This is a genomic window from Wolbachia endosymbiont (group B) of Erebia ligea, assembly GCF_947179575.1.
In the GTDB taxonomy this organism is placed as follows: domain Bacteria; phylum Pseudomonadota; class Alphaproteobacteria; order Rickettsiales; family Anaplasmataceae; genus Wolbachia; species Wolbachia pipientis_C.
The window spans coordinates 489,918-513,680 of sequence record NZ_CAMXBW010000002.1 but is presented as its reverse complement, the minus strand read 5'-3'; the positions used below and the strand labels follow the sequence as shown (position 1 = coordinate 513,680).

At 34.7% G+C, this 23,763-nt stretch carries 20 protein-coding genes, 1 tRNA gene and 2 pseudogenes; 16 read left to right on the top strand and 7 right to left on the bottom strand.

Annotation, left to right across the window (positions count from 1 at the left end; translation table 11 throughout):
- The first annotated feature begins 22 nt into the window (after positions 1 to 22).
- From OM962_RS03035 to uvrC, 13 genes are all read left to right on the top strand, one after another.
- On the top strand, positions 23 to 1,519 hold the full coding sequence (locus OM962_RS03035) for a leucyl aminopeptidase (RefSeq protein ID WP_264330770.1): 1,497 nt from the start codon (positions 23 to 25) through the stop codon (positions 1,517 to 1,519).
- Between the two features lie 51 nt (positions 1,520 to 1,570).
- A complete protein-coding gene (locus OM962_RS03030) occupies positions 1,571 to 1,720 on the top strand; it encodes a hypothetical protein (protein ID WP_264330769.1) in 150 nt (49 codons plus the stop codon).
- A gap of 19 nt (positions 1,721 to 1,739) precedes the next feature.
- The gene (locus OM962_RS03025) at positions 1,740 to 1,952 is read left to right on the top strand and encodes a hypothetical protein (RefSeq protein ID WP_264330768.1); all 213 of its coding nucleotides are present in this window, start codon (positions 1,740 to 1,742) and stop codon (positions 1,950 to 1,952) included.
- A gap of 5 nt (positions 1,953 to 1,957) precedes the next feature.
- Entirely contained in the window at positions 1,958 to 4,006 is a 2,049-nt protein-coding gene (nuoG, locus tag OM962_RS03020) for an NADH-quinone oxidoreductase subunit NuoG (protein ID WP_264330767.1), read from the top strand.
- A 172-nt stretch (positions 4,007 to 4,178) separates the two neighbouring features.
- Entirely contained in the window at positions 4,179 to 4,439 is a 261-nt protein-coding gene (locus OM962_RS03015) for a hypothetical protein (protein WP_264330766.1), read from the top strand.
- Entirely contained in the window at positions 4,423 to 5,448 is a 1,026-nt protein-coding gene (gene nuoH, locus OM962_RS03010) for an NADH-quinone oxidoreductase subunit NuoH (protein ID WP_264330765.1), read from the top strand. The genes OM962_RS03015 and nuoH overlap by 17 nt, the downstream gene beginning before the upstream one ends.
- On the top strand, positions 5,441 to 6,439 hold the full coding sequence (gene hemB, locus OM962_RS03005) for a porphobilinogen synthase (protein ID WP_264330764.1): 999 nt from the start codon (positions 5,441 to 5,443) through the stop codon (positions 6,437 to 6,439). Before nuoH ends, hemB begins: the two co-directional genes overlap by 8 nt.
- A gap of 590 nt (positions 6,440 to 7,029) precedes the next feature.
- Entirely contained in the window at positions 7,030 to 7,377 is a 348-nt protein-coding gene (locus OM962_RS03000; RefSeq protein ID WP_213864026.1) for an IS630 transposase-related protein, read from the top strand.
- Positions 7,378 to 7,589: 212 nt separating this feature from the next.
- On the top strand, positions 7,590 to 7,889 hold the full coding sequence (locus OM962_RS02995) for a transposase (RefSeq protein WP_264330606.1): 300 nt from the start codon (positions 7,590 to 7,592) through the stop codon (positions 7,887 to 7,889).
- 134 nt (positions 7,890 to 8,023) lie between these two features.
- Positions 8,024 to 8,782: a phosphatidylglycerophosphatase gene (locus tag OM962_RS02990; protein ID WP_264330763.1), complete on the top strand. Its 759-nt coding sequence runs from the start codon at positions 8,024 to 8,026 to the stop codon at positions 8,780 to 8,782.
- A 44-nt stretch (positions 8,783 to 8,826) separates the two neighbouring features.
- Positions 8,827 to 9,666, top strand: coding sequence for a glycine--tRNA ligase subunit alpha (locus tag OM962_RS02985; RefSeq protein ID WP_264330762.1), 840 nt, complete (start codon positions 8,827 to 8,829; stop codon positions 9,664 to 9,666).
- A 3-nt stretch (positions 9,667 to 9,669) separates the two neighbouring features.
- Positions 9,670 to 11,778 (top strand): glycine--tRNA ligase subunit beta, encoded by a 2,109-nt coding sequence (gene glyS / locus OM962_RS02980; RefSeq protein WP_264330761.1) that lies wholly within the window; start codon positions 9,670 to 9,672, stop codon positions 11,776 to 11,778.
- Positions 11,762 to 13,579: an excinuclease ABC subunit UvrC gene (gene uvrC / locus OM962_RS02975; protein WP_264330760.1), complete on the top strand. Its 1,818-nt coding sequence runs from the start codon at positions 11,762 to 11,764 to the stop codon at positions 13,577 to 13,579. The genes glyS and uvrC overlap by 17 nt, the downstream gene beginning before the upstream one ends.
- 11 nt (positions 13,580 to 13,590) lie before the next feature.
- On the opposite strand, the gene OM962_RS02970 is transcribed toward uvrC, so the two are convergent.
- Positions 13,591 to 14,082, bottom strand: a complete 492-nt coding sequence (locus OM962_RS02970) for a Smr/MutS family protein (protein ID WP_264331011.1) — start codon at positions 14,080 to 14,082, stop codon at positions 13,591 to 13,593.
- A gap of 91 nt (positions 14,083 to 14,173) precedes the next feature.
- Here OM962_RS02970 and rlmB point away from each other — a divergent pair, with 91 nt between their 5' ends.
- Positions 14,174 to 14,941 (top strand): 23S rRNA (guanosine(2251)-2'-O)-methyltransferase RlmB, encoded by a 768-nt coding sequence (rlmB, locus tag OM962_RS02965; RefSeq protein ID WP_264330759.1) that lies wholly within the window; start codon positions 14,174 to 14,176, stop codon positions 14,939 to 14,941.
- Between the two features lie 121 nt (positions 14,942 to 15,062).
- Positions 15,063 to 16,295 (top strand): IS256 family transposase, encoded by a 1,233-nt coding sequence (locus tag OM962_RS02960; protein WP_264330447.1) that lies wholly within the window; start codon positions 15,063 to 15,065, stop codon positions 16,293 to 16,295.
- Positions 16,296 to 16,377: 82 nt separating this feature from the next.
- Here the strand turns inward: OM962_RS02960 and OM962_RS02955 are convergent, their stop codons facing one another.
- Complete coding sequence (locus OM962_RS02955; RefSeq protein WP_264330758.1) at positions 16,378 to 17,703, bottom strand: hypothetical protein; 1,326 nt, start codon at positions 17,701 to 17,703, stop codon at positions 16,378 to 16,380.
- A 332-nt stretch (positions 17,704 to 18,035) separates the two neighbouring features.
- Positions 18,036 to 19,196: a hypothetical protein gene (locus tag OM962_RS02950; protein WP_264330757.1), complete on the bottom strand. Its 1,161-nt coding sequence runs from the start codon at positions 19,194 to 19,196 to the stop codon at positions 18,036 to 18,038.
- 70 nt (positions 19,197 to 19,266) lie between these two features.
- On the opposite strand from OM962_RS02950, the gene tnpC reads away from it, so the two are divergent.
- Positions 19,267 to 20,619, top strand: a complete 1,353-nt coding sequence (gene tnpC, locus OM962_RS02945) for an IS66 family transposase (protein ID WP_264330462.1) — start codon at positions 19,267 to 19,269, stop codon at positions 20,617 to 20,619.
- Here the strand turns inward: tnpC and OM962_RS02940 are convergent.
- The 4 genes and pseudogenes from OM962_RS02940 to OM962_RS02920 all read right to left on the bottom strand — a co-directional run.
- Positions 20,616 to 21,422, bottom strand: a pseudogene (locus tag OM962_RS02940) (hypothetical protein); the annotation flags it as partial. The gene tnpC and the pseudogene OM962_RS02940 sit on opposite strands and share 4 nt — an antisense overlap.
- 171 nt (positions 21,423 to 21,593) lie before the next feature.
- Positions 21,594 to 22,603 (bottom strand): annotated as a pseudogene (locus tag OM962_RS07680) (hypothetical protein); the annotation flags it as partial.
- Positions 22,604 to 22,658: 55 nt separating this feature from the next.
- Positions 22,659 to 23,555 carry a cation diffusion facilitator family transporter gene (locus tag OM962_RS02925; protein WP_264330753.1) on the bottom strand — a complete coding sequence of 299 codons (897 nt, stop codon included), beginning with the start codon at positions 23,553 to 23,555 and terminating at the stop codon, positions 22,659 to 22,661.
- 28 nt (positions 23,556 to 23,583) lie between these two features.
- Positions 23,584 to 23,656: transfer RNA gene (locus tag OM962_RS02920), tRNA-Val, on the bottom strand.
- Positions 23,657 to 23,763: the final 107 nt, after the last annotated feature.

The window sequence follows — 23,763 nt, the reverse complement described above, 5'->3', positions numbered from 1 at the left end:
ACTAATGTTTTTACTATGTTTTATGTGCAGCTTACAATTATTTGCAACGGAGATGTCAACGATGAAGATAACAATTTCTAAAGCTTTACCCGATTTTGAGACGCTAGTGGTAGGTTTGTTTGAGGGTGATAAGCTCATAACTAATGTTCTACAAGATAAGCAAGCTATAGATAACATCAAGAAATTTAGTGATTTTAATGGAGGTTTTGGTGAATTTTTCTCCGTTACTTCATCAGAGGGAAAAAATATTATAGTTGCTGGTCTTGGAATGAGAGATGAATGGGATGAAAGCAAAGGATTAAATATTGGTGGTAAAATATATTGTGAGCTAAGCAGATTAAGAATCAAGCGAGCGGCAATCTCAATCGAAGGCAATGCAGCAAATGTTGCATACGGTGCATTTTTGCGCAGTTTTAAATTTGATAAGTATAAAACCAAAAAGGATGAAAAAGTTACAGAAGTAGAGGAGATCACAGTGCTAACGAAAGATGAGCAATTCAGTAGTGCTGAAAAATCATTTGAGCGTTTAAGACAAGAAGGTGAAGGCATATTTCTTGCACGTACTCTTACCATTGAACCACCTAATGTTTTATATCCAGAATCCTATGCTGATTATATAAAAACCGAGCTTACTAAGCTTGGCCTTGAAATCGAAGTGCTTGGTAAGAAGCAGATGGAAGAGAAAAAAATGGGAGCATTGCTTGGGGTAGCACAGGGAAGTAGTAAAGAGCCAAAATTAGTAGTGATCAAATGGAATGGAGCTTCCAAGGAACAAAAGCCTGTAGCTTTTGTGGGTAAAGGCATAACGTTTGATACTGGTGGAGTGTCACTCAAGCCTTCGCGTGGCATGGAGTCAATGAAATATGACATGGCGGGTTCTGCTACTGTGGTTGGGGTGATGCGTACTCTAGCTGGACGAAAAGCAAAGGTAAATGCAGTTGGTGTAGTTGCACTTGCAGAAAATGCAGTGGACGGTAATGCTCAAAGACCAAGTGATGTAGTAACTTCGATGTCTGGACAGACGATAGAAGTGTTGAACACTGATGCAGAAGGAAGGCTCATACTTGCAGATGCTTTATGGTATACACAAGATAGATTTGCACCGAAATTTATGATTGACCTTGCAACTTTAACTGGTGCTATAGTGGTTGCACTGGGAAATAATGAATATGCTGGTCTTTTTTCAAATAACGATGAATTAGCAAATCATCTGATTGATGCAGGAAATGAAGTAAATGAAAAATTATGGCGCTTTCCTATGAATGAAACTTATAACAAAATTATTGATTCGCCGATTGCTGATGTGCAAAATATAGCTCCTGCAGGTTCTGGTGGAGATAGCATAATGGCTGCACAGTTTTTACAGCGTTTTGTGAATGAAACTTGCTGGGCACATTTAGATATTGCAGGCACTGCTTGGCACGAAAAAGGTACTGACATTTGTCCAAGAGGAGCAGTAGGTTTTGGTGTAAGGTTACTTAATAAGTTGGTTGAGAAGTACTACGAAGCGAATGATTAAAGGTCTTTATATCGGCTTATTCATGGCTACATAAACGTTTATTTTCGAGAAATGAAAGTAGCTGATATATATTTCTTTTTTTCTGGTCAGGCACTGGAAGAAGTGACTTTTTATTCAAATAATGATTATAATAAGAGATCTATTGAAACTTTAAAGCCATTTAGCATTGACGGTGTATACTTAAGTGTTAAAATAAAATAAGAAGTTTTTGGGAGTTTATATGGCAGTAGGTGGAAAAGCAAAGACAGCTAGTAAAAATAACCCTATTCAGCGTAAGAAAGCCGAGCAAAAAATGTATAAAGATAAACCGGTAAAACCTGTTAGATATATAGATCGTGACTCGCGCATGAATTACATGTCTGCTCAATATGACAACGGCAATATGGTTGAAGATGAGGTAAGCGGCAATCCTATAAAGTGGGAAGCTGTATAATAGTTGTGGTTAAAGTTACTATTAATTCTAAAGAATGTGAAGTAGAGCATGGGCTCACTATAATTCAAGCTTGTGAAATTGTGGGCGTTGAAATTCCACGTTTTTGTTATCATGATCGTTTAGCAATCGCTGGTAACTGCAGAATGTGTTTGGTTGAAGTGGAGGGTGGGCCTCCAAAACCAGTAGCTTCTTGTGCAATGCCAGTTGCAGAGGGTATGGTTATTCACACGGATACTCCCAAGGTAAAAAAGGCGCGTAAAGGAGTGCTCGAATTTTTACTAATTAATCATCCACTTGATTGTCCAATTTGTGATCAAGGTGGTGAGTGCGATTTGCAAGATATAACAATGGTTTATGGGAAAGGAATAAGCAGACTTGATGAGCATAAAAGAGCTGTGCCAAAAAAACATTTTGGTCCGCTGATTGAAACTGCAATGAATAGATGCATTCATTGTACTCGATGTGTTAGATTTTTGTCCGATGTTGCAGGTACAAATGAACTTGGAGGAATTGGAAGGGGAGAAAATATAGAGATTAGCACTTACATAAAAAGGCATATTAGCTCTGAATTATCTGGAAATATCATAGATCTCTGTCCGGTAGGGGCTTTAACTTCAAAGCCTTACTCCTTTACAGCGCGTCCATGGGAGCTATCACATTGTGAGACTATAGACGTGCTGGATGCTGTAGGAAGCAGTATTAGAGTTGATTATCGCGGTCCTGAAGTGATGAGAATATTGCCAAGGCTTAATGAAGAAGTGAACGAGGAATGGATATCAGACAAAACTCGCTTTGCTTACGATGGACTCAAAGTACAACGCCTCGATCGACCTTATATAAAAAAAGAGGGCAAATTAGTGCTAGCTGATTGGAGTGAGGCATTGACTTTTGCTGCAAAAAAACTAAAGGGCACGAAGCCAAACAAAATAGCTGCAATTGCAGGTGATTTAGCAGATTGTGAGTCTATGCTTCTGCTGAAGGAAGTGATGCATAAGCTTGGTTCAGTAAATCTAGACTGCAGACAGGATGGAGCAAAACTTATACCAAGTAATCGTGGATCTTATGTGTTCAATACCACTATCGAGGGTATAGAAAATGCAGATTTATGTCTGCTTATAAATACAAATCCAAGAATAGAAGCACCAATAATTAACGTAAGATTGAGAAAGAGATATTTACAAGGTAATTTCACTATTGCAAATATTGGCCCTAATCTTGAATATCTATATAATGTTGAAAGATTAGGTGATGGTCCAAACGTTCTAAAAGAAATAGAAGAGGGAAATCACAAATTCTGCGAGTTACTGAGTGCGGCTCAGAACCCTATGCTAATTATCGGTCAAGATGCATTAATAAGAGATGATTCTGAATCAGTTTTAGCTCTAGCTGGCAAAATTGCAGAAAAATTTAACATGACCAGAGATGACTGGAATGGCTTTAACGTACTACATAAGGCTGCAGCAAGGGTTGGTGGACTAGATATTGGATTTGTTCCTAGCAAAGGTGGAAAAGACATTAATCAGATACTAAAGCAGGCAGAAAGTGGTGAGGTGGAAGTTGTTTATCTTCTTGGCGCAGATGAAATTGATACATCAAAATTAGAAAATACATTTGTAATTTATCAAGGACATCATGGTGATAGGGGAGCGCATATAGCAGATGTCATTCTACCTGGAGCTGCATACACAGAAAAATATGCAACTTATGTAAATACTGAAGGGCGAGTACAGAGAACAAATTTAGCTGTTTTTCCTCCTGGTGAAGCAAAGGAAGATTGGTTGATTATAAAAAATTTATCCCAATATTTGGGTCTTTCCTTGCTATATGATAGTTTATTTGATGTTAGGAAAAAATTAGACACTATTGGTCCACAGTTTAGAAATGCTGATCAAGTGGTAAAAAACACATGGGTGCCAATTAGCAATGATGGGATAAGCTTAAGTAATACACCTTTCACTTTAAAGGAGTGTAATTTTTATATGACGGATTCAATCAATCGCGCTTCAAAAATAATGTCAGATTGTACTAAGGATTTTTATGAACAATCTACTTAATATTTTATTTATTCTAACACCATTATTACTGATAATTCTGGTATATTTTCAACGAAAATTAAACTCTATATTTTTGTGTAAAGAACAAAATGCATTAGAAAAACAGTTCGTTTATAAGCTACTTTATTTTATCAATGATATTATTGTACTATTTACTGAAGGATATGTATGGATGGCAATAACATTTATTATAGTTACCGAGGGAAGAGGGAATTATTTGCCTCTCACAATGATCTTAATTATGATGTCACTAGTGTCATTCATATGCATATCATTTTACTATTCTATTAAGCTAAATGCTGTACAGAAAAATGTTGTCCTATTGATTTCAATAGGGACATTGTCTGCTGTGTCTAGAGGACTTGCTATATTTTTTATTGCCACAATTATGAACTATTTTTTTGATTTAGGGTTGCATGTACTTGATATTTGATATTCTTTTTCTTCTTATTCCACTTTTGCTTTCAGTAGCATATTTAGTGTACTTTGAGCGTAAAGTTATTGGTGCAATTCAACTAAGGCATGGTCCAAGTGTAGTAGGGCCATTTGGTTTATTGCAGCCGTTTGCAGATGCTATCAAATTGATAATTAAAGAGCCGATAATACCATTTAGAGCAAACACAATACTGTTTATTATGGCTCCAATGATCACCTTTATTTTAGCATTAATTTCCTGGGCAGTTATACCATTTGGAACTGAAATAACTACAGAAAATGGACAGCAGGTAATAATCCCTAAGGTAATAGCAAATATTAATGTTGGAGTGCTTTATGTTCTAGCTATATCCTCTTTGGGAATATATGGCATTATTATTGCAGGCTGGTCTAGTAATTCTAATTACGCATTTCTTGGCGCTATAAGGTCAGCTGCTCAAATGATTTCATATGAAGTTTCAATAGGTCTAATAGTTGCTACAGTTGTTATTACAACTGGCACATTAAATCTTGGAGAGATGGTGGTAGCGAAACATAATATGCCATTTTGGATTGATTTATTACTAATGCCTATAGGAATAATATTTTTTATTTCTTTGCTTGCCGAAACTAATCGTCACCCATTTGACTTACCAGAAGCTGAAGCAGAGCTCGTCTCTGGGTATAACGTTGAGTATTCATCAATGCCTTTTGCTCTCTTTTTCTTGGGAGAATATGCAAATATGATTTTAGCAAGCGCTATGATGACAATATTCTTTCTAGGAGGGTGGTATCCTCCATTAGAGCTTAGTTTGCTGTATAAAATTCCTAGTTTAATCTGGTTTGTTTTGAAGATAGTTGTACTTTTGTTTATGTTTGTTTGGATTAGAGCTACAATACCTCGTTATCGTTATGATCAATTAATGCGTCTTGGTTGGAAAGTATTTTTGCCAATATCGGTACTTTGGGTAATACTCATTTCAGGAGTGTTGCTTTTTACTGGGAATTTGCCTGGATCCAATGTTTAATTTCCAAAATACAAGGTTAAGGCGTAGGCGCTCAGGCAAGTGGATTCGCAATTTAACAAGTGAAAGCACTTTATCAGTAAATGATTTGATTTTTCCCTTATTTGTTCATGACGGAGAAGAAACAATTGAGCCAATTTCTGGCTTACCTGATATCAAATGTTATTCAATAGATGGATTAATTTCTATAATTCAGAAAGCTAAGGACTCGGGGATTAATGCTGTTGCAATTTTTCCTGTAGTTGATAGTAAACTAAAATCTGAAAACGCCGAGGAAGCGTACAATCCTGACAATTTAATCTGTAAAGCAATTTGTGCTGTAAAATCAAATGTACCGGATATTGGCATTATTGCAGACATTGCACTAGACCCATACACTACTCACGGTCATGATGGCATTTTAAAAAGCAGTAGGATAGATGTAGAAAATGACGAGACTGTGTCAGCATTATGTAAGCAAGCACTTGTTTTAGCAAAAGCAGGATGCGATATAGTTGCTCCTTCTGATATGATGGATGGCAGGATAGGAAAAATAAGAAAAGCATTGGATGATAATGACTTTCAGAATGTGTCAATATTGTCCTATGCAGTAAAGTACTGTTCTAGCTTTTATGCGCCATTCAGGCAAGTTGTCGGTTCGTGCGCATCATCAAATTTTATCGACAAAAGTGGTTATCAAATGGATTATAGAAATGCACGTGAAGCAATCTGCGAAATCGAAATGGATATAGATGAAGGTGCAGATTTTATTATGATAAAGCCGGGTATGCCATACTTAGATGTAATAAAAACAGCAAGTGAAAAGTTTAATTTTCCGATTTTTGCTTACCAAGTAAGCGGTGAATACGCAATGATAAAAGCTGCAGCAAATAATGGCTGGCTGGATTATAACAGAGTGATTTATGAGTCCTTAATTGGTTTTAAACGTGCAGGTGCAAGTGCAATATTTACCTATGCTGCACTTGATGTTGCAAAAAATTTGGTATCTACTTAGCAGTGTGGAACATCTAAGTAGGTAGCTTGCCGAAGTGACTTGACAAACCTTCCCACTTTCCTTATCATATCAATAAGAGTATTTATCCTTGTTTTTAATCTCTGCAGATTTAACAACAAAATTCAGTAAAAAACTCAGGTATATATTGGCAGATTACATAAAATTATAGCGGCTGCATGTCTTTTTTATTTTTTCTACATTCAGCCAAAATGCGCTTAAAATAAGCGTTAGCACATTATTACAATGCCAATTTACATTATTATAGGGTCAAAACTCACTACTAGGGGATTCTTTTGCCTTTTTCTCGCTTGGTAAATTTTTAATATTTATAGTTAAAGCTTCAGGCCAGCGCGTGACGCATAGCTATACGGAGATTAAAGATGTCATTCAAGTAGCTGACACTGGAATCCAGGAATTTTTTGAGCACAAAGGAGATCTTATTCTAAGTTTTTATTGGTAAGAAAGGCTGGATCCCAGTGTCGGAGCACTGGGATGACAAGAAGGGGATAGCACTGGGATGACAAAAAAGGAGGCTACTATAGTATTTCCTAAAGTAAATGATAAAGGTATAATAAAGTATTTGAGTTATAATGGCATATAGTGTGGATTTAAGGGAAAAGGCAGTATTGATGATAGAAAAAGGTAAGACAAAGGTTGAGGTAGCAGAGCTTATGGAGATAGGAATAGCAACTCTGTACCGTTGGTTAAAAAAGAAAGCTGCTGGTGAAAGCCTCAAGCCATCTAAAAACGGTAGCTTTATTCGAAAAATAGACCCCAAAATACTCGAAGAATATGTTACAAAGAATCCAGATCATACTCTGGCAGAGATGAAACAAAATCTTGGATTTGGAATAAACTCAATTTGGTATAGACTAAAACAGCTAAAAATTACTTTAAAAAAAAGTCACACTATATCAAGAGCGCAATCAAGAAGATAGGGAGCAATTTATTGATAAAATCTCAAAAATAGACCATTCCAGCATCTTATATATAGATGAAGCAGGAGTTGATAATAAGTTATACCGAGAATATGGACGCGCTCCAAGAGGAAAGAAAATTTATGCAGATATTCCAGGGAGAACTCGAGAGAGAATCAGTATAGTAGCCGGGTGGATTGGAAAGAGATTTATTGCACCAATGACTTTCAAAGGTGGGTGTTGACAAAGAGGTATTCAATACATGGTTGGAGAAGATGTTATTACCTAAATTGCCACTTGGCACAACTATAGTTATGGATAATGCTACATTTCATAAGACCACTAAAACAAAATCATTAATAGAGTCTTTTGGCTGTCATTTGCTGTATCTTCCAACATATTCACCAGATTTGAATCCTATAGAATACTGTTGGCATACCATCAAAAGCCGCCTCAGACCTCTCATGTATAAATATACAGACTTACAGCTTTTGGTTGGTAATACCATAATGGAACTTTATCATCCATTTTAGAAAATACTATAGTATAAAGGGGCAACGGTTTAGATCGTTTTTAACTATTTGCCTTTTTTCTATGCAAGAAGTGTATTGATAAGTCCATTACAATTCAGTATTGTGAAAAATATAAGTCAAGTGTTAGTTAGGACATGGGGATTTTTTTTCAATTTTTGGGTAAGATGCTAGGCAAGGTTTTTCCTGCCAAAATAGTAAGCTCTTTTTTAGGAGTAGGATATTTACCGGGTTGGCAGCATTATTGGTCTTCTTTTCTAATATTATTTATTACCGACATTATATTAATGCTTACATACGGAGGTGATTTTATACTATATAAAATGCCGAATTCAGGCATAGTTGTAGCTGCTATTTTTACCAAGCTAGCAATAGTTATGTTAGTGCTGCAATTAGTTGCAATATCCATTTTTCACATTCAAGATCCTTCAGCCAGCAGTGATGAGAATATAGTAGTACAAATAGCATCAGGACAGGTGATGACTGTTGCGTTTTCGATGCCGGCAATAATGTCAATTTATTATATTGTAAGTAAATTCTATTTAAGTATATGCAAGGCAATACTTCAATGTCCATTTTGGTTTAATGATCTTATGCATTTGTTCTTTTTCTTTATAATACCTTATTTATTTTTTAATATTGTAGAAGTAATAAAACCATGGCCGATAAGTACGATACAGCTTAGTTATAACAATGCAATATCAATCACATTTGAAGGGATTTTTCATGTGTTTTATGCAGTGATTTTATTGTACTTGACTGCATTTATATTCTGCGATCTGACTATGCATGATGCGATTGTTTTAAACAAAAGCATATTTGAGTATGTAAAAGAAAGTTCAATAGCCTTGAGTGACTATTTTCATGGCACTATTAAAAAAATAAGTATAGAATAGTACTTATTTGCTTATGTATTCAGTTTAAAAGATATACAGTTTGCGTGAATCTACAGGATATAATAAAGGGATTACAAGATTTTTGGGCAGATGAAGGGTGTACTATACTTCATCCATATACGTCTGAAGTTGGAGCTGGAACACTACATCCCGCAACAATCATGTCAGCAATTGACGAAAAATCAACAAAAATTGCGTATCTACAACCAGTAATAAGACCTACAGATGGGCGTTATGGCGACAACCCTAATCGCTTATATCAGCATCATCAATACCAAGTTATAATAAAACCATCTGGCAGCAATTTGCAAGATGTTTACTTAAATAGCTTAAAAGCTCTTGGTGTATCGACAAAAGAATATGATATTAAGTTTATTGAAGATGATTGGGAAAACCCAAGTGTTGGCGCATCGGGACTTGGCTGGGAAGTTACATGCAATGGAATGGAAGTAACACAACTTACTTATATACAGCAAGTGGGAGGCATTGAATGCAGAATAATTCCTGGTGAGGTGGCATATGGGTTGGAACGTTTAGCAATGTGCATACAAGGTATAGATAATGTTTACGATATAATGTGGAACGATAATGGTGTAACTTATGGAGATATTTTTAAACAAAGAGAGCGAGAGTTTTCTTACCTGGCACTTGATTATTATGATACTAAAGTAGTACAACAGCAGTTTGAGGATACAGAAAAACTGTGTAAATTCCTTGTTGAAAAAGAATTGCCGATAGCAGCTTATGACCAATGTATTAAAACGAGCCATCTACTTAATCTACTTGATGCAAGAGGTGTGCTTGGTGTGAATGAACGTACAGCCTATATTGGTAGAGTGAGAGAGTTAACAAAAAAATGCTGTGAATTATATAGAGCAAAGTAGAATATGTTGTCACAATTATTGTTTGAATGTCTTTCAGAAGAAATTCCATCAAGAATGCAGAATTCATCTGCAGCTCAGGTTAAGAGCTATATCACTAATGCTTTTAGTAAAAATAATGTGAAATTTGCATCTATAGAAATTTATGTGACTGCGCGTCGCATTGCTCTTTTTATTGATGGCATAAGTGCTTTGGAGCTAAAAGATTCTAACAATGAGATTAAAGGACCAAGAGTTAATGCACCGAAAAGTGCTATCGAAGGTTTTTTGAGAAAAAATCGGAAAGGTGAAGAAGATTTACTCATTCGCAAAGTAAACGATGAAGATTTTTACTTCATGAAGAGAGAAAGCTGCTTATTTAACATCAACGGGTTTCTCAAAAATCAACTGGAGGAAATGCTAAAAAACTTTTCTTGGCCAAAGAGTATGAGATGGAGTGAAAGAAAAGAGAGATGGGTTAGGCCAATTAAAAATATTCTATGTATTTTAAATGACGAAATAATACCTATATCTTTTGCAGGGGTTACAGCATGCAACGTGACGTGTGGTCATAGGTTTCTTTCAGGTGATGCAGTACTTACTGTTAAAACACCCAAAGACTATTTTGAATTGTTAGAAAAAAATAATGTCATTCTCCAGTTGGACAAAAGAAAGCAATTTATACTAGATCAGATTAATAAGTTTACAAAAGAGGAGAACTTACAACTTGAAAAAAATGATTATTTGCTTAATGAATTGGCAGGGCTTATAGAGTGGCCAATAGTATTATTTGGTAAAGTAAAATCATCAGAATTACCGAAGGAAGTAATACTTAGTATAATTAATACGCAGCAAAAGTATCTTGCTTTAAGTGATGGACAGAAAATATCACATTTTGTTACTGTTGTAAATGTTAACAATAATGAAGTTGTCAAAGGTCATGAAAGAATATTAGAAGCACGTCTTGCTGATGCCCAATTTTTGATGTCTCAAGACAAAAAGGAAAACCTAGATTACTATGTCAAAAAATTGAGCTCTATTTCATTTCATGCTTCGCTCGGTAGCGTAGAAGAAAAAGTGAAGCGTATTATCGCTCTTTCAAAGTATATAGCGATATTTATTACACATGCTCCACTAATTAAAGTTGAACGTGCTGCATATTTAGCAAAGGCAGATCTTGCAACGTTGATAGTGAAAGAATTTCCGGGATTGCAAGGATTAATGAGTGGATATTACGCTTCTTACTTTCAAGAAGATAAAGAAGTAGTAGAAGCTATAACTGAGCACTATAAGCCAATTGGATCGGAGCAAGAATGTCCTAAATCTCCTACTGCGATTGCTGTAGCTATTGCAGACAAGATGGATAGTTTGGTTGGTTTAATTGCAGCAGGTGAGAAAATCTCTGGTTCGTATGATCAGTTTGGTTTGCGGAGAATGACAATTGGTATAATTAGAACAATACTTGAAAATAATTTGCATATTCCAATTAGATTGCTGATAGATAAGTCAGTATCTTTATGTTCAAGACTTCTATTGAATAAAAATATAACTCCAGTTAATAAGCCAAGTGAAAAACAAATTTCAGAACTAGTATTTAAATTCTGCTTAGAAAGGTTCAAGATTATTTTAAAAAATAGAAATATAAGGCAAGATGTTGTAGATTCAATACTATATAAAGTCGATATTAATGATCTGCTGAAAGCGGAAAAGCAAACTGTGATATTGGATCGTTATCTTAGTACAAAAGAAGGTGAACAGGTTCTAAGCACTTATAAAAGAGCCAGTAATATGATGAGCAAAGTGAGAAAAAGTGATGGCACTACTTATAATGCATCTTACAGTAAGAAGTTTTTGATTGAAGATGAGGAGATTGCGCTATCAAATTGTGCTATAGCTGCTTGTAAAAACATCAAACAAGCGATAGAAAATAACGACTTTAATACAGCGCTTGATGAACTTGCTCGTTTTGCTCCATTTATCAATCAATTTATGGACAGTGTAAAGATTAACTGTGATTCTAATGAGCTTAGAATAAACAGGTTATCTTTGCTTGCAAATGTTGTTTCTACCTTTCATTTAGTAGCAGAGTTTAACCTTATACAGGTTAAACAATTGATAAATGCTCAGGCAATATAAGGAACAAATCAAATCATCTCCACAATCCTGTGGCGTTTATAAGATGGTTGGAGATAAGAATAAGGTTTTATACATTGGTAAAGCAAAAAACTTGAAGTCGAGATTATCCGACTACCTTCAATTCGAAAACCTTTCTGAACGAATCAGAGTAATGATCTCACAGGTTATTAAGGTTGAAATATTCATCACTGAGAATGAAATCGAAGCATTGCTTCTTGAAGCACAGTTAATAAAATCGTTAAAACCATCTTATAATATTTTGCTTAGGGATGGAAAATCTTATCCTTATATAACAATTTCTAAGCATGATTATCCAAGAATAGCGAAATATAGAGGTAAGTTTAAGAAGAATGAGTTTCATTACTACGGCCCTTTTCCATCTGCTGCTGCTGTTAAGAACACTATATTATCATTGCAAAGAGCTTTTCTCTTGAGAGTATGTTCAGATCAATATTTCTCTTCAACAAAAAGACCATGTCTTGAGTATCAAGTTAAGCGCTGTTCAGCACCATGCGTAGATAAAATTACAAAAGATGATTACTGCAAATCAGTAAAACAAGCACAAGATACTCTGCTAGGAAGGAATAAAGAAGTGCAAAGACAGCTATTTTCTACAATGGAAAAGTGCAGTAGGGAGATGAACTACGAGCTTGCTGCTGTCTATAGAGATCGATTGAAATTTCTTCAGCAAATTCAAATGCAGCCAATGGATTTTTCTTTTGAAGAAGATGCAGATTTCTTTAGCGTTGTACGTGAGGCAGACTTAGCATGCATTGGTGTACTATCTTTCAGAGATAAAGGTAACTATGGAAGCATTCCTTACTTCATTGAGAATTGTAGTGATCATCCAAATGATGAAATTTTATCCACCTTTTTGGTCAATTTGTATAATCCAGTTAGCACACCACCAGCACAAATTTACGTTCCCGATTTTATTAAGGATAAGGAAATTATAGAACAAGTACTTTATGCTCTTACTCAAAAATCAATAAGAGTTTTGCATACGAAAAATAGTAAAGAGCGTGATTTGTTGAATTTTATTTACAATAATTCTAAGCATAGCCTAGAGCAGAAGCTTACTGATTATAGAAATAACCTAGAAAAGCTCGAAGAGCTTAGGAAGATTTTCTCGTTACCAAATATTCCAAAGCGTATCGAGGTTTATGATAATAGCCATATATCTGGAAATCAACAAGTTGGTGTGATGATTGTTGCAGGGCAGGAAGGTTTTTTAAAAAGTGAATACAAAAAATTTACTATAAAAGAAGAAATTTCAGGTGATGACTATAAAATGATGAGAGAAGTGCTGACTAGACGTTTCTCTGGCAATATAAAAGATATAATCCCTGATTTTTTACTGATTGATGGCGGTCCAGGACATGTTTCCATAGTGCATAATGTGTTGGAAATATTGAATATAAAAGTTCCTTTTGCTTGTATGGCGAAAGGTCATGATCGTAATGCAGGAAATGAAAGATTTTATGTGCCGAGCAGAGAAGAATTTACTCTAGCAAGTGACAGCAAGGTCATGCTTTATTTACAATTGCTGCGTAATGAAGCTCACCGTTTTGCAATAACTTCGCATAGAAAAAAACGCGATAAACAATTTTTTGCTTCACAATTAAGTAAAATATCCGGTGTTGGCAGTAAAAGAAAGAAGGCACTCATGTCTCATTTTGGTTCGGTAGAAAATATAAGCAAAGCTTCTCTAGCTGAAATTCAAAACGTACCTGGAATTAGTAAAGGTTTAGCAGAAATCATTCTTCAACACGTGAATTCTAAGAAAGGTACTCCTAAATAGGTACTCTAAAATTAACCTTTATTTCTTCTTAATAAGACATAAAAAGCTCCTTTGCCACCATGTTTTTTTATGGCTTTCTGATAGTATAAGATCATATTCCGAACTTTTGTGTCATTCAACCACTTATTTAAGCTATTCTTTATAGTGTCTATTTTATCTGTACTATTACCATGCCCCGTAATTACCAATAAGCACCTATTCCCTGCTTGATAATTTTTGATAATAAAATCTATCAATTTACAATAAGCATTATCTATACTATAGCCGTGCAAATCGAGTTTATCGCTTATAAAATATTTGCCCCTATCGATCTTTAATTTTGTATTGTAGTCAAGACAAAATGATGAATCACCATTATCAGTATTAAGAAAATTTTCTTGTAAACTAGAGGCACCTTTATCAATCATAGATTTTATATTTACTTTGTGATCAACTTTCAAAGTAACTTTTCCACATTCTATTGGCTTAACATTTTTTTGCCAATCTAACTCATCATCTGACATAAATTCATTAATTGAACTCATAATTTTACAACAATATATAAACACAGTAAAATATTGCTTACTCTATAAAAATCTGATTTTTAATAATGAGATGAAATCATCAAAAGCTAATGAAAACTGTTGGATATATGGAAAGCACACTTGTATTTCAGCATTAAGAAACAAAAATAGGCGGTGTATAGAACTGTTAGTAACAGAAAATTTCTACAGAGAATTTGAGAAAGAAATTAAACAATGTGCAGATAGTAAGGGCATTAAAGCTCGACTGGTAGAGAACAAAATGTTCAATGATGTTTTACCCAAAGGTGTAAATCACCAAGGAATTGCTTTAAAAGTTACTCCTATTTTTCACAGCTTAAATATTGAAGAAATAGCTGAAAGATCAGGTGAAAACTCTACTATAGTCATTTTAGATCAAATTACTGATACACACAATATAGGTTCGATTTTAAGAACCTCAGCTTGTTTCAACATTGATGCATTGGTTTTACCGTATCACCATTCACCAAGCGAAAATGCATCTATCGCAAAAACAGCAAGTGGCGCATTAGACATTGTTCCTCTAATATACGTTACAAACATAGTAAAGACGATGGAGTCTTTAAAAAAGATAGGCTACTGGTGTTATGGGTTTGATTGCAATGCAAAGGAAAATATAGATGAAATAAAGAATTTTGGGGAAAAAAGAGTAATTGTTTTTGGTTCTGAAGAGAAAGGAATGCGGAGGCTAGTTAAAGAAAGTTGTGATTATCTTTTAAAAATCCCAATGTCAAACGTAATTGATAGCCTAAATGTTTCAAATGCAGCAGCAATAGGACTATATTCCATTTACATTAAAACAAAAATCACTGCAAATTAGTTGCAATAAAACAAGGATGTCATTCCAGCATGTGATACTGGAATGACAACGGGAACGTTCAAAAAAGTGTGTCAAACCGAGAAGTAAAGTAATAAATTGATATAAAAAATGGAGGTTTGATATGAGTCAAGCAAATAGAACTAATGGGTTGGTAGATTATAAAGAATTAGAAACAAATATCCTGTCATCTATACGAGAAGGAAAACCATTGACAGGAAAAGATGGAGCATTAACACCGTTTATAAAAAGGTTGCTAGAGGCAAGTCTGGAAGGTGAAATAGAAAACCACATGTCAGCTAAAAGTGAAGAAAATAACCGAAGAAATGGGAGAAACGCAAAAACTTTACGCACGAGTGGAGGCTCATTTGAGCTGCTAACACCAAGAGATAGGGAGGGAAGTTTTGAACCACAAATAGTTAGAAAAAGGCAAACAAGCCTACATCCAGAACTTGAAGCAAAGGTATTAAGTACATACGCCAGTGGCATGGGATACAGAGACATAGCTTCACACGTTGAGGAAATATATGACCACAAAATATCAGCAGCAGAGATATCCAGTATTACTGATAAACTGCTACCAATAATCAATGAATGGCGCAGCCGTCCACTGCAATCAGTATATCCAATAGTGTTCATGGATGGCATGTTTTTTAAGGTTAAGGAGGATGGACATTGTGTAAGCAAGTGTATGTATAACATATTAGGCATAGATCAAAATGGCAGAAAAGAAGTATTAGGTTTTTATTTGGCTGAAAGTGAGGGAGCTAATTTCTGGTTGGGAGTGCTAAATGACCTCAAAGAAAGAGGAGTAGAAGATATTCTAATTGCCTGCATTGATGGGCTAAAAAGCTTTTCTACAGCTATAAATAGTATATTTCCTAAAGCAGAAGTACAACTATGTATAGTGCATCAGATAAGGAATTCACTGAAATATGTATCTAGCAAAGATGTAAAAGTTTTCATGAATGATTTGAAAAAAATATATCGTGCTTCAAGTAAAGAAATTGCCGAAAATTATTTGCTTGAACTGGAGGAAAAATGGGGCGAAAAGTATCCATTAGTCATAAAATCTTGGCAGAATAATTGGGAAAATTTGTCCAGTTATTTTAAGTATTCAGGTCCTGTTAGGAGGCTAATTTATACCACTAATCCTATTGAGGGACTGCACAGACAGATTAGAAAATTTACTAAAACCAAAGGCTCATTTACTAATACAAATGCCTTGTATAAACAGGTATATTGTGCTATAAAAAAAGTAGAGCAAAAATGGGCTATGGCTTTACCTAATTGGGCTTTAACTATATCTCAACTTGATATCTTTTTTCCTGATAGATTAAAAATTGAGTTGAATTAAAAATACGGTTTGACACACTTTTTTGAACGTTCCCATGACAACAGTAAATGACATCGTACTATGTCATTCACCAGCACTTAAATTACCAATCCCAAGAAAGTGCTTCACTTGAATCTTTTGGAGTTTCAAAAGATGGCTGTGACACTATCTCTTTTATCTCATTTTTAAGCCATTCGCTACCATCTTCTCCAGCTTCTTCAATAGCTTTCTTGAAACTGCTCTCTAGTACAGCTTTAGCAGCTGCAGCTGCCTTAGGACTACCATTTAGAGTTTCTGCTATTGTAGTTAACTTAATTATTAACTCAGCAGGCATCTTATCAGTCTTAGCCTTTATAGCAGTGACATCAGCTCCTAAGGTATCTGTAATATTATCAGTTTTAGTTTGTATTGCAGTAACCTTATTTCCTAAATTAGCTGCATTTGTAGCATCTTTTATAGCAGCAACATCAGCAGTAAAGGTATCTGGAATAAATTCAGTCTTAGCCTTTATAGCAGTGACATCAGCTCCTAAGGTATCTGTAATATTATCAGTTTTAGTTTGTATTGCAGTAACCTTATTCCCTAGATTAGCAGCATTTGTAGCAGTTTCTATAGCAGTTACTTTAGCTGTTAAGTCAGCTGGAATAGTATCAGTCTTAGCCTTTATAGCAGTAACGTCAGCAGTTTTAGCTAAAGGAGCTAGTTCAGCAGATTTTGCTAACTTACCTAACTCAGTTCCTAAATCGTCAGGCATCTTATCAGTCTTAGCCCTTATTGCAGTAACATCAGCAGTTTTAGCTAAAGGAGCTAATTCAGCAGTTTTAGCTAGAGGAGCTAGTTCAGCGGTTTTAGCCAAAGGAGCTAGTTCAGCAGTTTTAGCTAACTTACCTAACTCAGTTCCTAAATCGTCAGGCATCTTATCAGTTTTAGTTTGTATTGCAGTAATCTTGTCTCCTAAATTAGCAGCATTTGTAGCAGTTTCTATAGCAGTTACTTTAGCTGTTAAGTCAGCTGGAATAGTATCAGTCTTAGCCTTTATAGCAGTAACATCAGCTCCTAAGGTATCTGTAATCTTATCAGTCTTAGCCTTTATTCCTGATATCATATCTGTTCCGACTTGAGTTTTTATGGTAACTAAGTCAGCGCTTAAGTCAGCTGGAATAGAATCAGTCTTAGTTTTTATTGAATCTACATTAGTTCCAATACCTAATAATGTAGCAATTGCACCTCCAGTCATGAAGTTTGTTGCTGTAGCACTGTAATCTATTTCAGCAGCACCATTAGGTTCATACCTAAAAGTGTTGAAAACACTAGTATTATCTACACCAAAGGTATACTTATTCTGTGCAGCATCTTCATAAATTATGCTTTTAATGGTAGGGGATACTACATTTGCTCCAGCACTGTCTTTAAAAGTTAAACTAGCCATATCACTTTCCGTTAATTATAAAAACCATAATGTGCATGAAAATAATATAAATTCCGTAAATACTAGATTTTGCATAAGATTTCCTTGAAGCTTTTCGCTTCAGAATTCTTCTGTTGCCGTCCCAGCCCCCCCCTTTCATTCCAGTCCTCTCTTCTGTCATCCCAGTGCTTGACACTGGGATCCAGGTACGGCCACTTATTTAAAGTTAAGTTCCAGTGTCTGGGCACTGGAATGACATCTTTTTTCTGGAGACAAGTATATCTCAATGTTCGTACAGTTGTGTATCTGGGTATTGGAATAACAAAAAGAGGGCAGGGCCCTCCTTGTATGTATTAGATGTAGGCCGAGTTATGATCGTGATAAACATAATCGCTTGTGCAATCGAACATTGTCACAAAGCCATTCTCCAGATAGAGATTGTATTCATGATGCTGATCTGATAATTCAATGTTATCTTGCGTTTCTAAGTTGAAATGACTTGAGTCTGATAGCAATTCATAATTTGGATTATCTATTTTACTAATGCTGCTTATTACTTTGCCATTATCACTTGATATAGCCAAACTATAACTATCACCATCCTTCATTATTTTGATGGATACCTTATCCTCAGGTAACACTATAAGCTTTTTTGTATCACTATCGTGAATTACAAATTTGCTATCTTTAAAGTAATATTTTTCTCCTGGCAAAGCACCAACCTTATAATTCGATGTATGCAGCTTGTTCCAAAAATCTAACACAGATTGCTTTTCTGCTCCTTCTGCTCTATCATACAAGGCTTTCACATCATTATAATCTATGGTTACATTTGCCTTATGCTTTCCTTCTGAATCTCGATCAGAGCTCCTTTCTATTTTCAAGATTGTGTCTTTCAATATTACCTGCTCTTTCTCCTCAACTAAAGATGCTCTTTTTGTTCTTGTTAAACTTTGTGATGAAATTGACTGATCAGACTGCATTTCGTCTTCTCTCATAAAAGTTTGTTCTTTAGCGGCTTGTGCAATGATATTAGTAGTTCTATGTGAAGTATCAACTTCTGTCTCAGTTTTGCTTACACTTACCTGTTCTTTTGGACTTTCGATTTCCCTTGTGTATATCCTTTGATAGTCAGTGTAGCCTCTATTAGTGTCACCGATATCGCCATCACCTTGATCAAAAGTTATTTTTTTACTTCCATTTCCCATATCCTCAATTTCAACTTGAGGAGAAACAGATGCTAGGAAATCGTTATAACTGTAGTTATAATCAGCAGAAAAGAATATTTTTCCTTTGAAGTTATGGAAATTATTAGATAACATTCCAATTTCTTCATCAGTATCACCATCAAATAGTTTTACTTTAGTGAAATATCTTTGATTGTTGATTCTCACTATTTCACCACTCGAGTTTCTTTGTATCTGATAATCATTTGGATCATGTTTAATGGTAAAAAGTTTACCAGGGGCATATTTTTCGTATCCGTTCAGAGGTGTGGCAAGGATAAAAAACAATTGACATAATATATTAAAGTAGTAATAACACAAAATGTTGATAGTAAAGTAAGGCTAGATGCTTCAATTGTTGATCAGTATTGTAGAGTTATGTAAAAACTTAGAGCAGAAAGTAGCAAAGCTTGAAGAAAAAAATAAAATCTTAGAAATAGAGAATGCTGAACTAAGAGAGAGACTCGGCTTAAACTCAAGGAATTCATCTTTACCAAGTTCAAAAGAGCTGTACAAAATAAAAAAAGACACACCAGAAGATAAGTCAGAGGGCGGCAGGAAGATAGGTGGTCAAGTTGGACATAAGGGGAATTGCCGAGCTAAAATGGAAGCAGATGAGGTGGTGAAGGTAGAGTTACCAAATAGATGCGAGTGTGGTGAAGAAATCGCAATATCGGAAAAACCATATGTCTATCAAAAAGTTGATTTACCAGAAATTAAGCCTTACGTAGTTGAGTATCAATTAGAACATGGTCGCTGTCGTAAATGCGGAAAAAGAAGGAGTAGCAAATTACCAGAAGGAGTTACACCGGATACCTTTGGTCCTAGAGTTAAGTCAGTAGTTGCATCACTAAGTGGGTTTTATAAGAATTCAAAGCGAGAAATAGCGAATATTATGAAAGACATCTTTAACATGAGTATAAGTGTTGGTAGTGTGTCCAATAGTGAAGCAAGGGTTTCGTCAAAATGTAAAGAAGCCTATGAACAAATAGAGGAAGAAATAAAAGCAAGCGAAATTTTGCATATTGATGAAACCAGTCACTACAACAAAGGCAAATTGGGATGGTGCTGGATGTTTGCCAACAATAAAGCAAGTCTTATGAAGTTAGCAGATACAAGAGGAATGAAATTTTTAAAGAATAGTGCATTTTGTGATTACAAAAACCTGGTAATTACTGACAGATATGCAGTTTACAACCACTTCAGTGATGAAAAACGACAAATTTGTTGGGCTCACTTATTGAGAAATTTCGAGAGGTTATCTCATAGTTGGAATAGTGAAGTAATGAGACTTGGCCATTGTTTAAAAGACGCAGCTAATGGATTGTTTGTATTAAAAAACGCTTTGTCAGAAAATGAAATTAGTATTTCAAAGTTCACTAAGCAAGCTAAAGAATTACGAAGATACATACAGTACTGCATGATAAAAATATCTTATATACTTGAAGCAAAAGGAGCTTCACGAACGGTAAAGGGTATTATAAAATCCGAGTCAATGATGTGGACATTTTTGGATGACCCAGAGAATATTCCATTAACGAATAACCATGTTGAGCGACAGATACGGCATTATGTTGTCTATCGTAAGAATTCATATTTTGCACAGTCAGAGCGAGGGAATAGATTTCTTGAGCGGATAATTTCGTTGTATCTGACTTGGAAACAAAAGGAATTAAACCCTTTTCAAAACCTGCTAGCTGTTGTTTCTTAAACCACACCTCTGAACGGATACATTTTTACTCTTGTTATACTCTCTACTTCTTGAGGTATTAAAAATTCATCTTCAATGAATCTTTGCTTCACTTCTTGTATTTTTTCATAAAGTGTGGTTACATTGCGCTTATTTTGATTATAAATATCTTCAATCTCTATCTCTAGCCTGTGTGAAGCTTCTTTTTTTAACATGTTATTTATCACTGCTTCTGTTATTGCTAGCTTTTCTTGCAGAATTTTCTTTATTTCTTCTTTATCGTCTCTGCTATTTTTACTCAGTTCCGTGTATACCCTATAACACCTTTTCTCTAGTGGTAACGTTCTTAAACTATCTAACATTCTGGCCACTTGACCCTTAATAGTCTTCTTGGCTTTCAATTTTAATTCTTTTACTTCTTCTTTTATTATTTTGCTAGCTATTCTCTTAGCTTCAGTTAAAGATGAGTCCTTGAGAAAAAAATCTGTTCTAAGTAAATTTTGGTTTAAAAGCTCCAAAAAGACTTTTCCTTTGATGTTTTCGAGTTGATCGTCTAAACCATCCCCCTGTAGTTCATTTGTTATGTGCTGAGACAGCGCAAAGTGCTCTAATTTATTTAACTTTACAGAGTTAATATTTTTCATTAACGTCAGCACAATTTGTTCACTATATTGAGAAGTAAAACTCAGTAATCTTCTCATTAAAGTAATGCTTACTTCTGCAATAAAATCATCAACTATTTTTTGACTTTTATCATCTTCATAATTATTTTGGGCGTTATGCCAAGCCCTAAGAATTTCTTTACTGTTTTTCTTATTTTTTAGTATCCGTTCAGATGCATGGCTAATGTGTAAATATCGAAGCAAAAATGGTGTCATTCCAGTGTCAAGTACTGGGATGACAGAGAAAGTATCATATTGGGATGACACCATTTATTTCTATGTCTGTCTTTTCTATCTTATTTTGTCACCCTGCTGAACGGATTCATTTTTTAGCCTGTCTAACATAAACTTACGTGCTTCATTTTCTGCTTCTGTAAGGAGCATTTGTCTGGGTGGTGTAAATTTAATCTCTGGATCGGAATGAATACCCTCTAATGTACTTAACATTCTGTAGATAACACCAGTAAAACATGTGTTAGGAATTCGTTCTTTTCTAGAGAAAGTTTGGCTATCTAGTAAATTTGCAATCAACGCGTCTTTTTTATTTTTTACATCTTCTCTATCTCCATCATTGCAAGCTCTCAGAACTAACAGAAGAATTTGTCCACCAGTGAAGCCAGAGCTATGTTTCTCATTACCTTTGCAAAAATCTTGCAAAAACATTACTAATTTTCCCTTATTCTCATTACTAAATGGTTGGCCATCAAGCATATGTAAGTGATTTATATATTCAATAAATTCTTTAAATCCCTCATTATTAATAGTGTCTTCAGATACTTGTTCAGTATATTTATCTTTTAATTTGTCAATATTTTTAATGATATCATTATTTAATTGATGGGGCAGTAAATGCTCATAAGTACCATCAAACTTATTTGTCATACTGCGAGTATTTTCTTTTATGCCTTCTAAAAAGAAACTTATAGCAGCTTTGAGTAACGTAAATGGATTAAATCCTTTGGCCTTAATTCACTTTGTAATAGAATTAAAACCATTGCAAGTGGTATTGTTGCAAGTAACGAAACGAGCAGAAAAGTAGTTGTAAAGGTTAGATATGTTACAGAAGCAAAAAATAAAAGGAAAGATGCTATCTTAATTTTATTTTTCTCAAAAAATATTTCCCAATATTCCTTTTTACTTATTTTTTCCTGCTTTGCAGCTTTTATGTCTTTATAAACGTAAAAAGTTTTTATTTCAGATCTAAAAAACAATGTGGCAAAAGATAAAAAGACATTGGCAGGATTAACTAAAATGCTTAAAGAAACAAAAGCTGCGAAGTAACTTGCTGTCTTTAATCTGTAAGAATCCTTTCCAGGAAATTGTATTTGGGAAATACCTATCATAGCCTACTCTCTATAATATTATGATATTGTAGTAATAACAAATAGCCTATAGATGTCAATGCTTAAGTATTTTACTGTCTACGCACTCATCGTATTCAATTTCAACTGTAGAGTGTGCAATTTCAAATCTATTTAATAGTATTTTTTTTATCTCATACAAAATATTAGTGTGTTGTCCATTTTGCTTTATCTTGGCATGCATAGTAAGTATAAAATAATTATCAGATAGTGACCATGCATGTATATGATGCACATCTATTACTTCAGGTAACTTAGATACAATCTCACTTTTTATCTCCTCAGCAGATACACTCTCAGGTGTACCTTCAAGGAGTATATGGCAAGAATTCTTGAGAATTTTATAGCCACTGTTTAAGATTATTACACTGACAAATACTGACAAAATAGGGTCCACTATTTGCCATCCGGTAAACATGATAATTATGGATGCAAGTATAGCAGCTACAGAACCTAAAATATCTCCGATAACATGCAATACAGCACTTTTTATGTTTATATTACTTTCGCATTTACTATGTAATATAAAAAAGACTATAATGTTAGAGATCAGGCCAAGTGTGGCAATTATTAGCATTACTTTCCATGCAACATTGACCGGACAAATGAATCTCTTTATTGATTCAATGATAATGACTGCTGCAATGAAAAATAGAGTTAAACCATTAACAAATGCTGCAATTATCTGCAATCTGTGATACCCATATGACCTCTGTAAATCAGATTTCTTAGCTGAAAATTTGTGCGCTACCCAGCTTAAAATCAAGGCAAAAAGATCAGTGAGCATATGCCCTGCATCTGATAACAGAGCAAGCGAGTGTGAAATTACTCCACCTACTATCTCCATAAGCATTGTTATTGCAACTATTATTATGGAATAAATTAAGCGCTTGGACTCTGCTATTGAGTGTTTGCCATTGTGCACTGCTGTCATATAAAATCTTTTTATGAGCAAAAAAACGTGGGTAACACTGGGCTCGAACCAGCGACCCCTTGCACGTCAAGCAAGTGCTCTACCAACTGAGCTAATTACCCATCGTAGCTTTAGTATAGTGCTTCAGTGAAATGAAAGTCAATTTGCTTTTAGACTTCTTGCTGAATGAAACTCCTTGACAAACCTTCCCACTTTCCTTATCATACCA

Excerpts from the sequence above, each read along its gene's own strand:
- OM962_RS03035 (WP_264330770.1), top strand. The coding sequence starts at position 23 with ATGTGCAGCTTACAATTATTTGCAACGGAGATGTCAACGATGAAGATA.
- OM962_RS03030 (WP_264330769.1), top strand. The coding sequence starts at position 1,571 with ATGAAAGTAGCTGATATATATTTCTTTTTTTCTGGTCAGGCACTGGAA.
- OM962_RS03025 (WP_264330768.1), top strand. The coding sequence starts at position 1,740 with ATGGCAGTAGGTGGAAAAGCAAAGACAGCTAGTAAAAATAACCCTATT.
- OM962_RS03015 (WP_264330766.1), top strand. The coding sequence starts at position 4,179 with ATGGCAATAACATTTATTATAGTTACCGAGGGAAGAGGGAATTATTTG.
- nuoH (WP_264330765.1), top strand. The coding sequence starts at position 4,423 with ATGTACTTGATATTTGATATTCTTTTTCTTCTTATTCCACTTTTGCTT.
- hemB (WP_264330764.1), top strand. The coding sequence starts at position 5,441 with ATGTTTAATTTCCAAAATACAAGGTTAAGGCGTAGGCGCTCAGGCAAG.
- OM962_RS03000 (WP_213864026.1), top strand. The coding sequence starts at position 7,030 with ATGGCATATAGTGTGGATTTAAGGGAAAAGGCAGTATTGATGATAGAA.
- OM962_RS02990 (WP_264330763.1), top strand. The coding sequence starts at position 8,024 with ATGGGGATTTTTTTTCAATTTTTGGGTAAGATGCTAGGCAAGGTTTTT.
- glyS (WP_264330761.1), top strand. The coding sequence starts at position 9,670 with ATGTTGTCACAATTATTGTTTGAATGTCTTTCAGAAGAAATTCCATCA.
- uvrC (WP_264330760.1), top strand. The coding sequence starts at position 11,762 with ATGCTCAGGCAATATAAGGAACAAATCAAATCATCTCCACAATCCTGT.
- OM962_RS02970 (WP_264331011.1), bottom strand. The coding sequence starts at position 14,082 with ATGTCAGATGATGAGTTAGATTGGCAAAAAAATGTTAAGCCAATAGAA.
- rlmB (WP_264330759.1), top strand. The coding sequence starts at position 14,174 with ATGAAATCATCAAAAGCTAATGAAAACTGTTGGATATATGGAAAGCAC.
- OM962_RS02960 (WP_264330447.1), top strand. The coding sequence starts at position 15,063 with ATGAGTCAAGCAAATAGAACTAATGGGTTGGTAGATTATAAAGAATTA.
- OM962_RS02955 (WP_264330758.1), bottom strand. The coding sequence starts at position 17,703 with ATGGCTAGTTTAACTTTTAAAGACAGTGCTGGAGCAAATGTAGTATCC.
- OM962_RS02925 (WP_264330753.1), bottom strand. The coding sequence starts at position 23,555 with ATGACAGCAGTGCACAATGGCAAACACTCAATAGCAGAGTCCAAGCGC.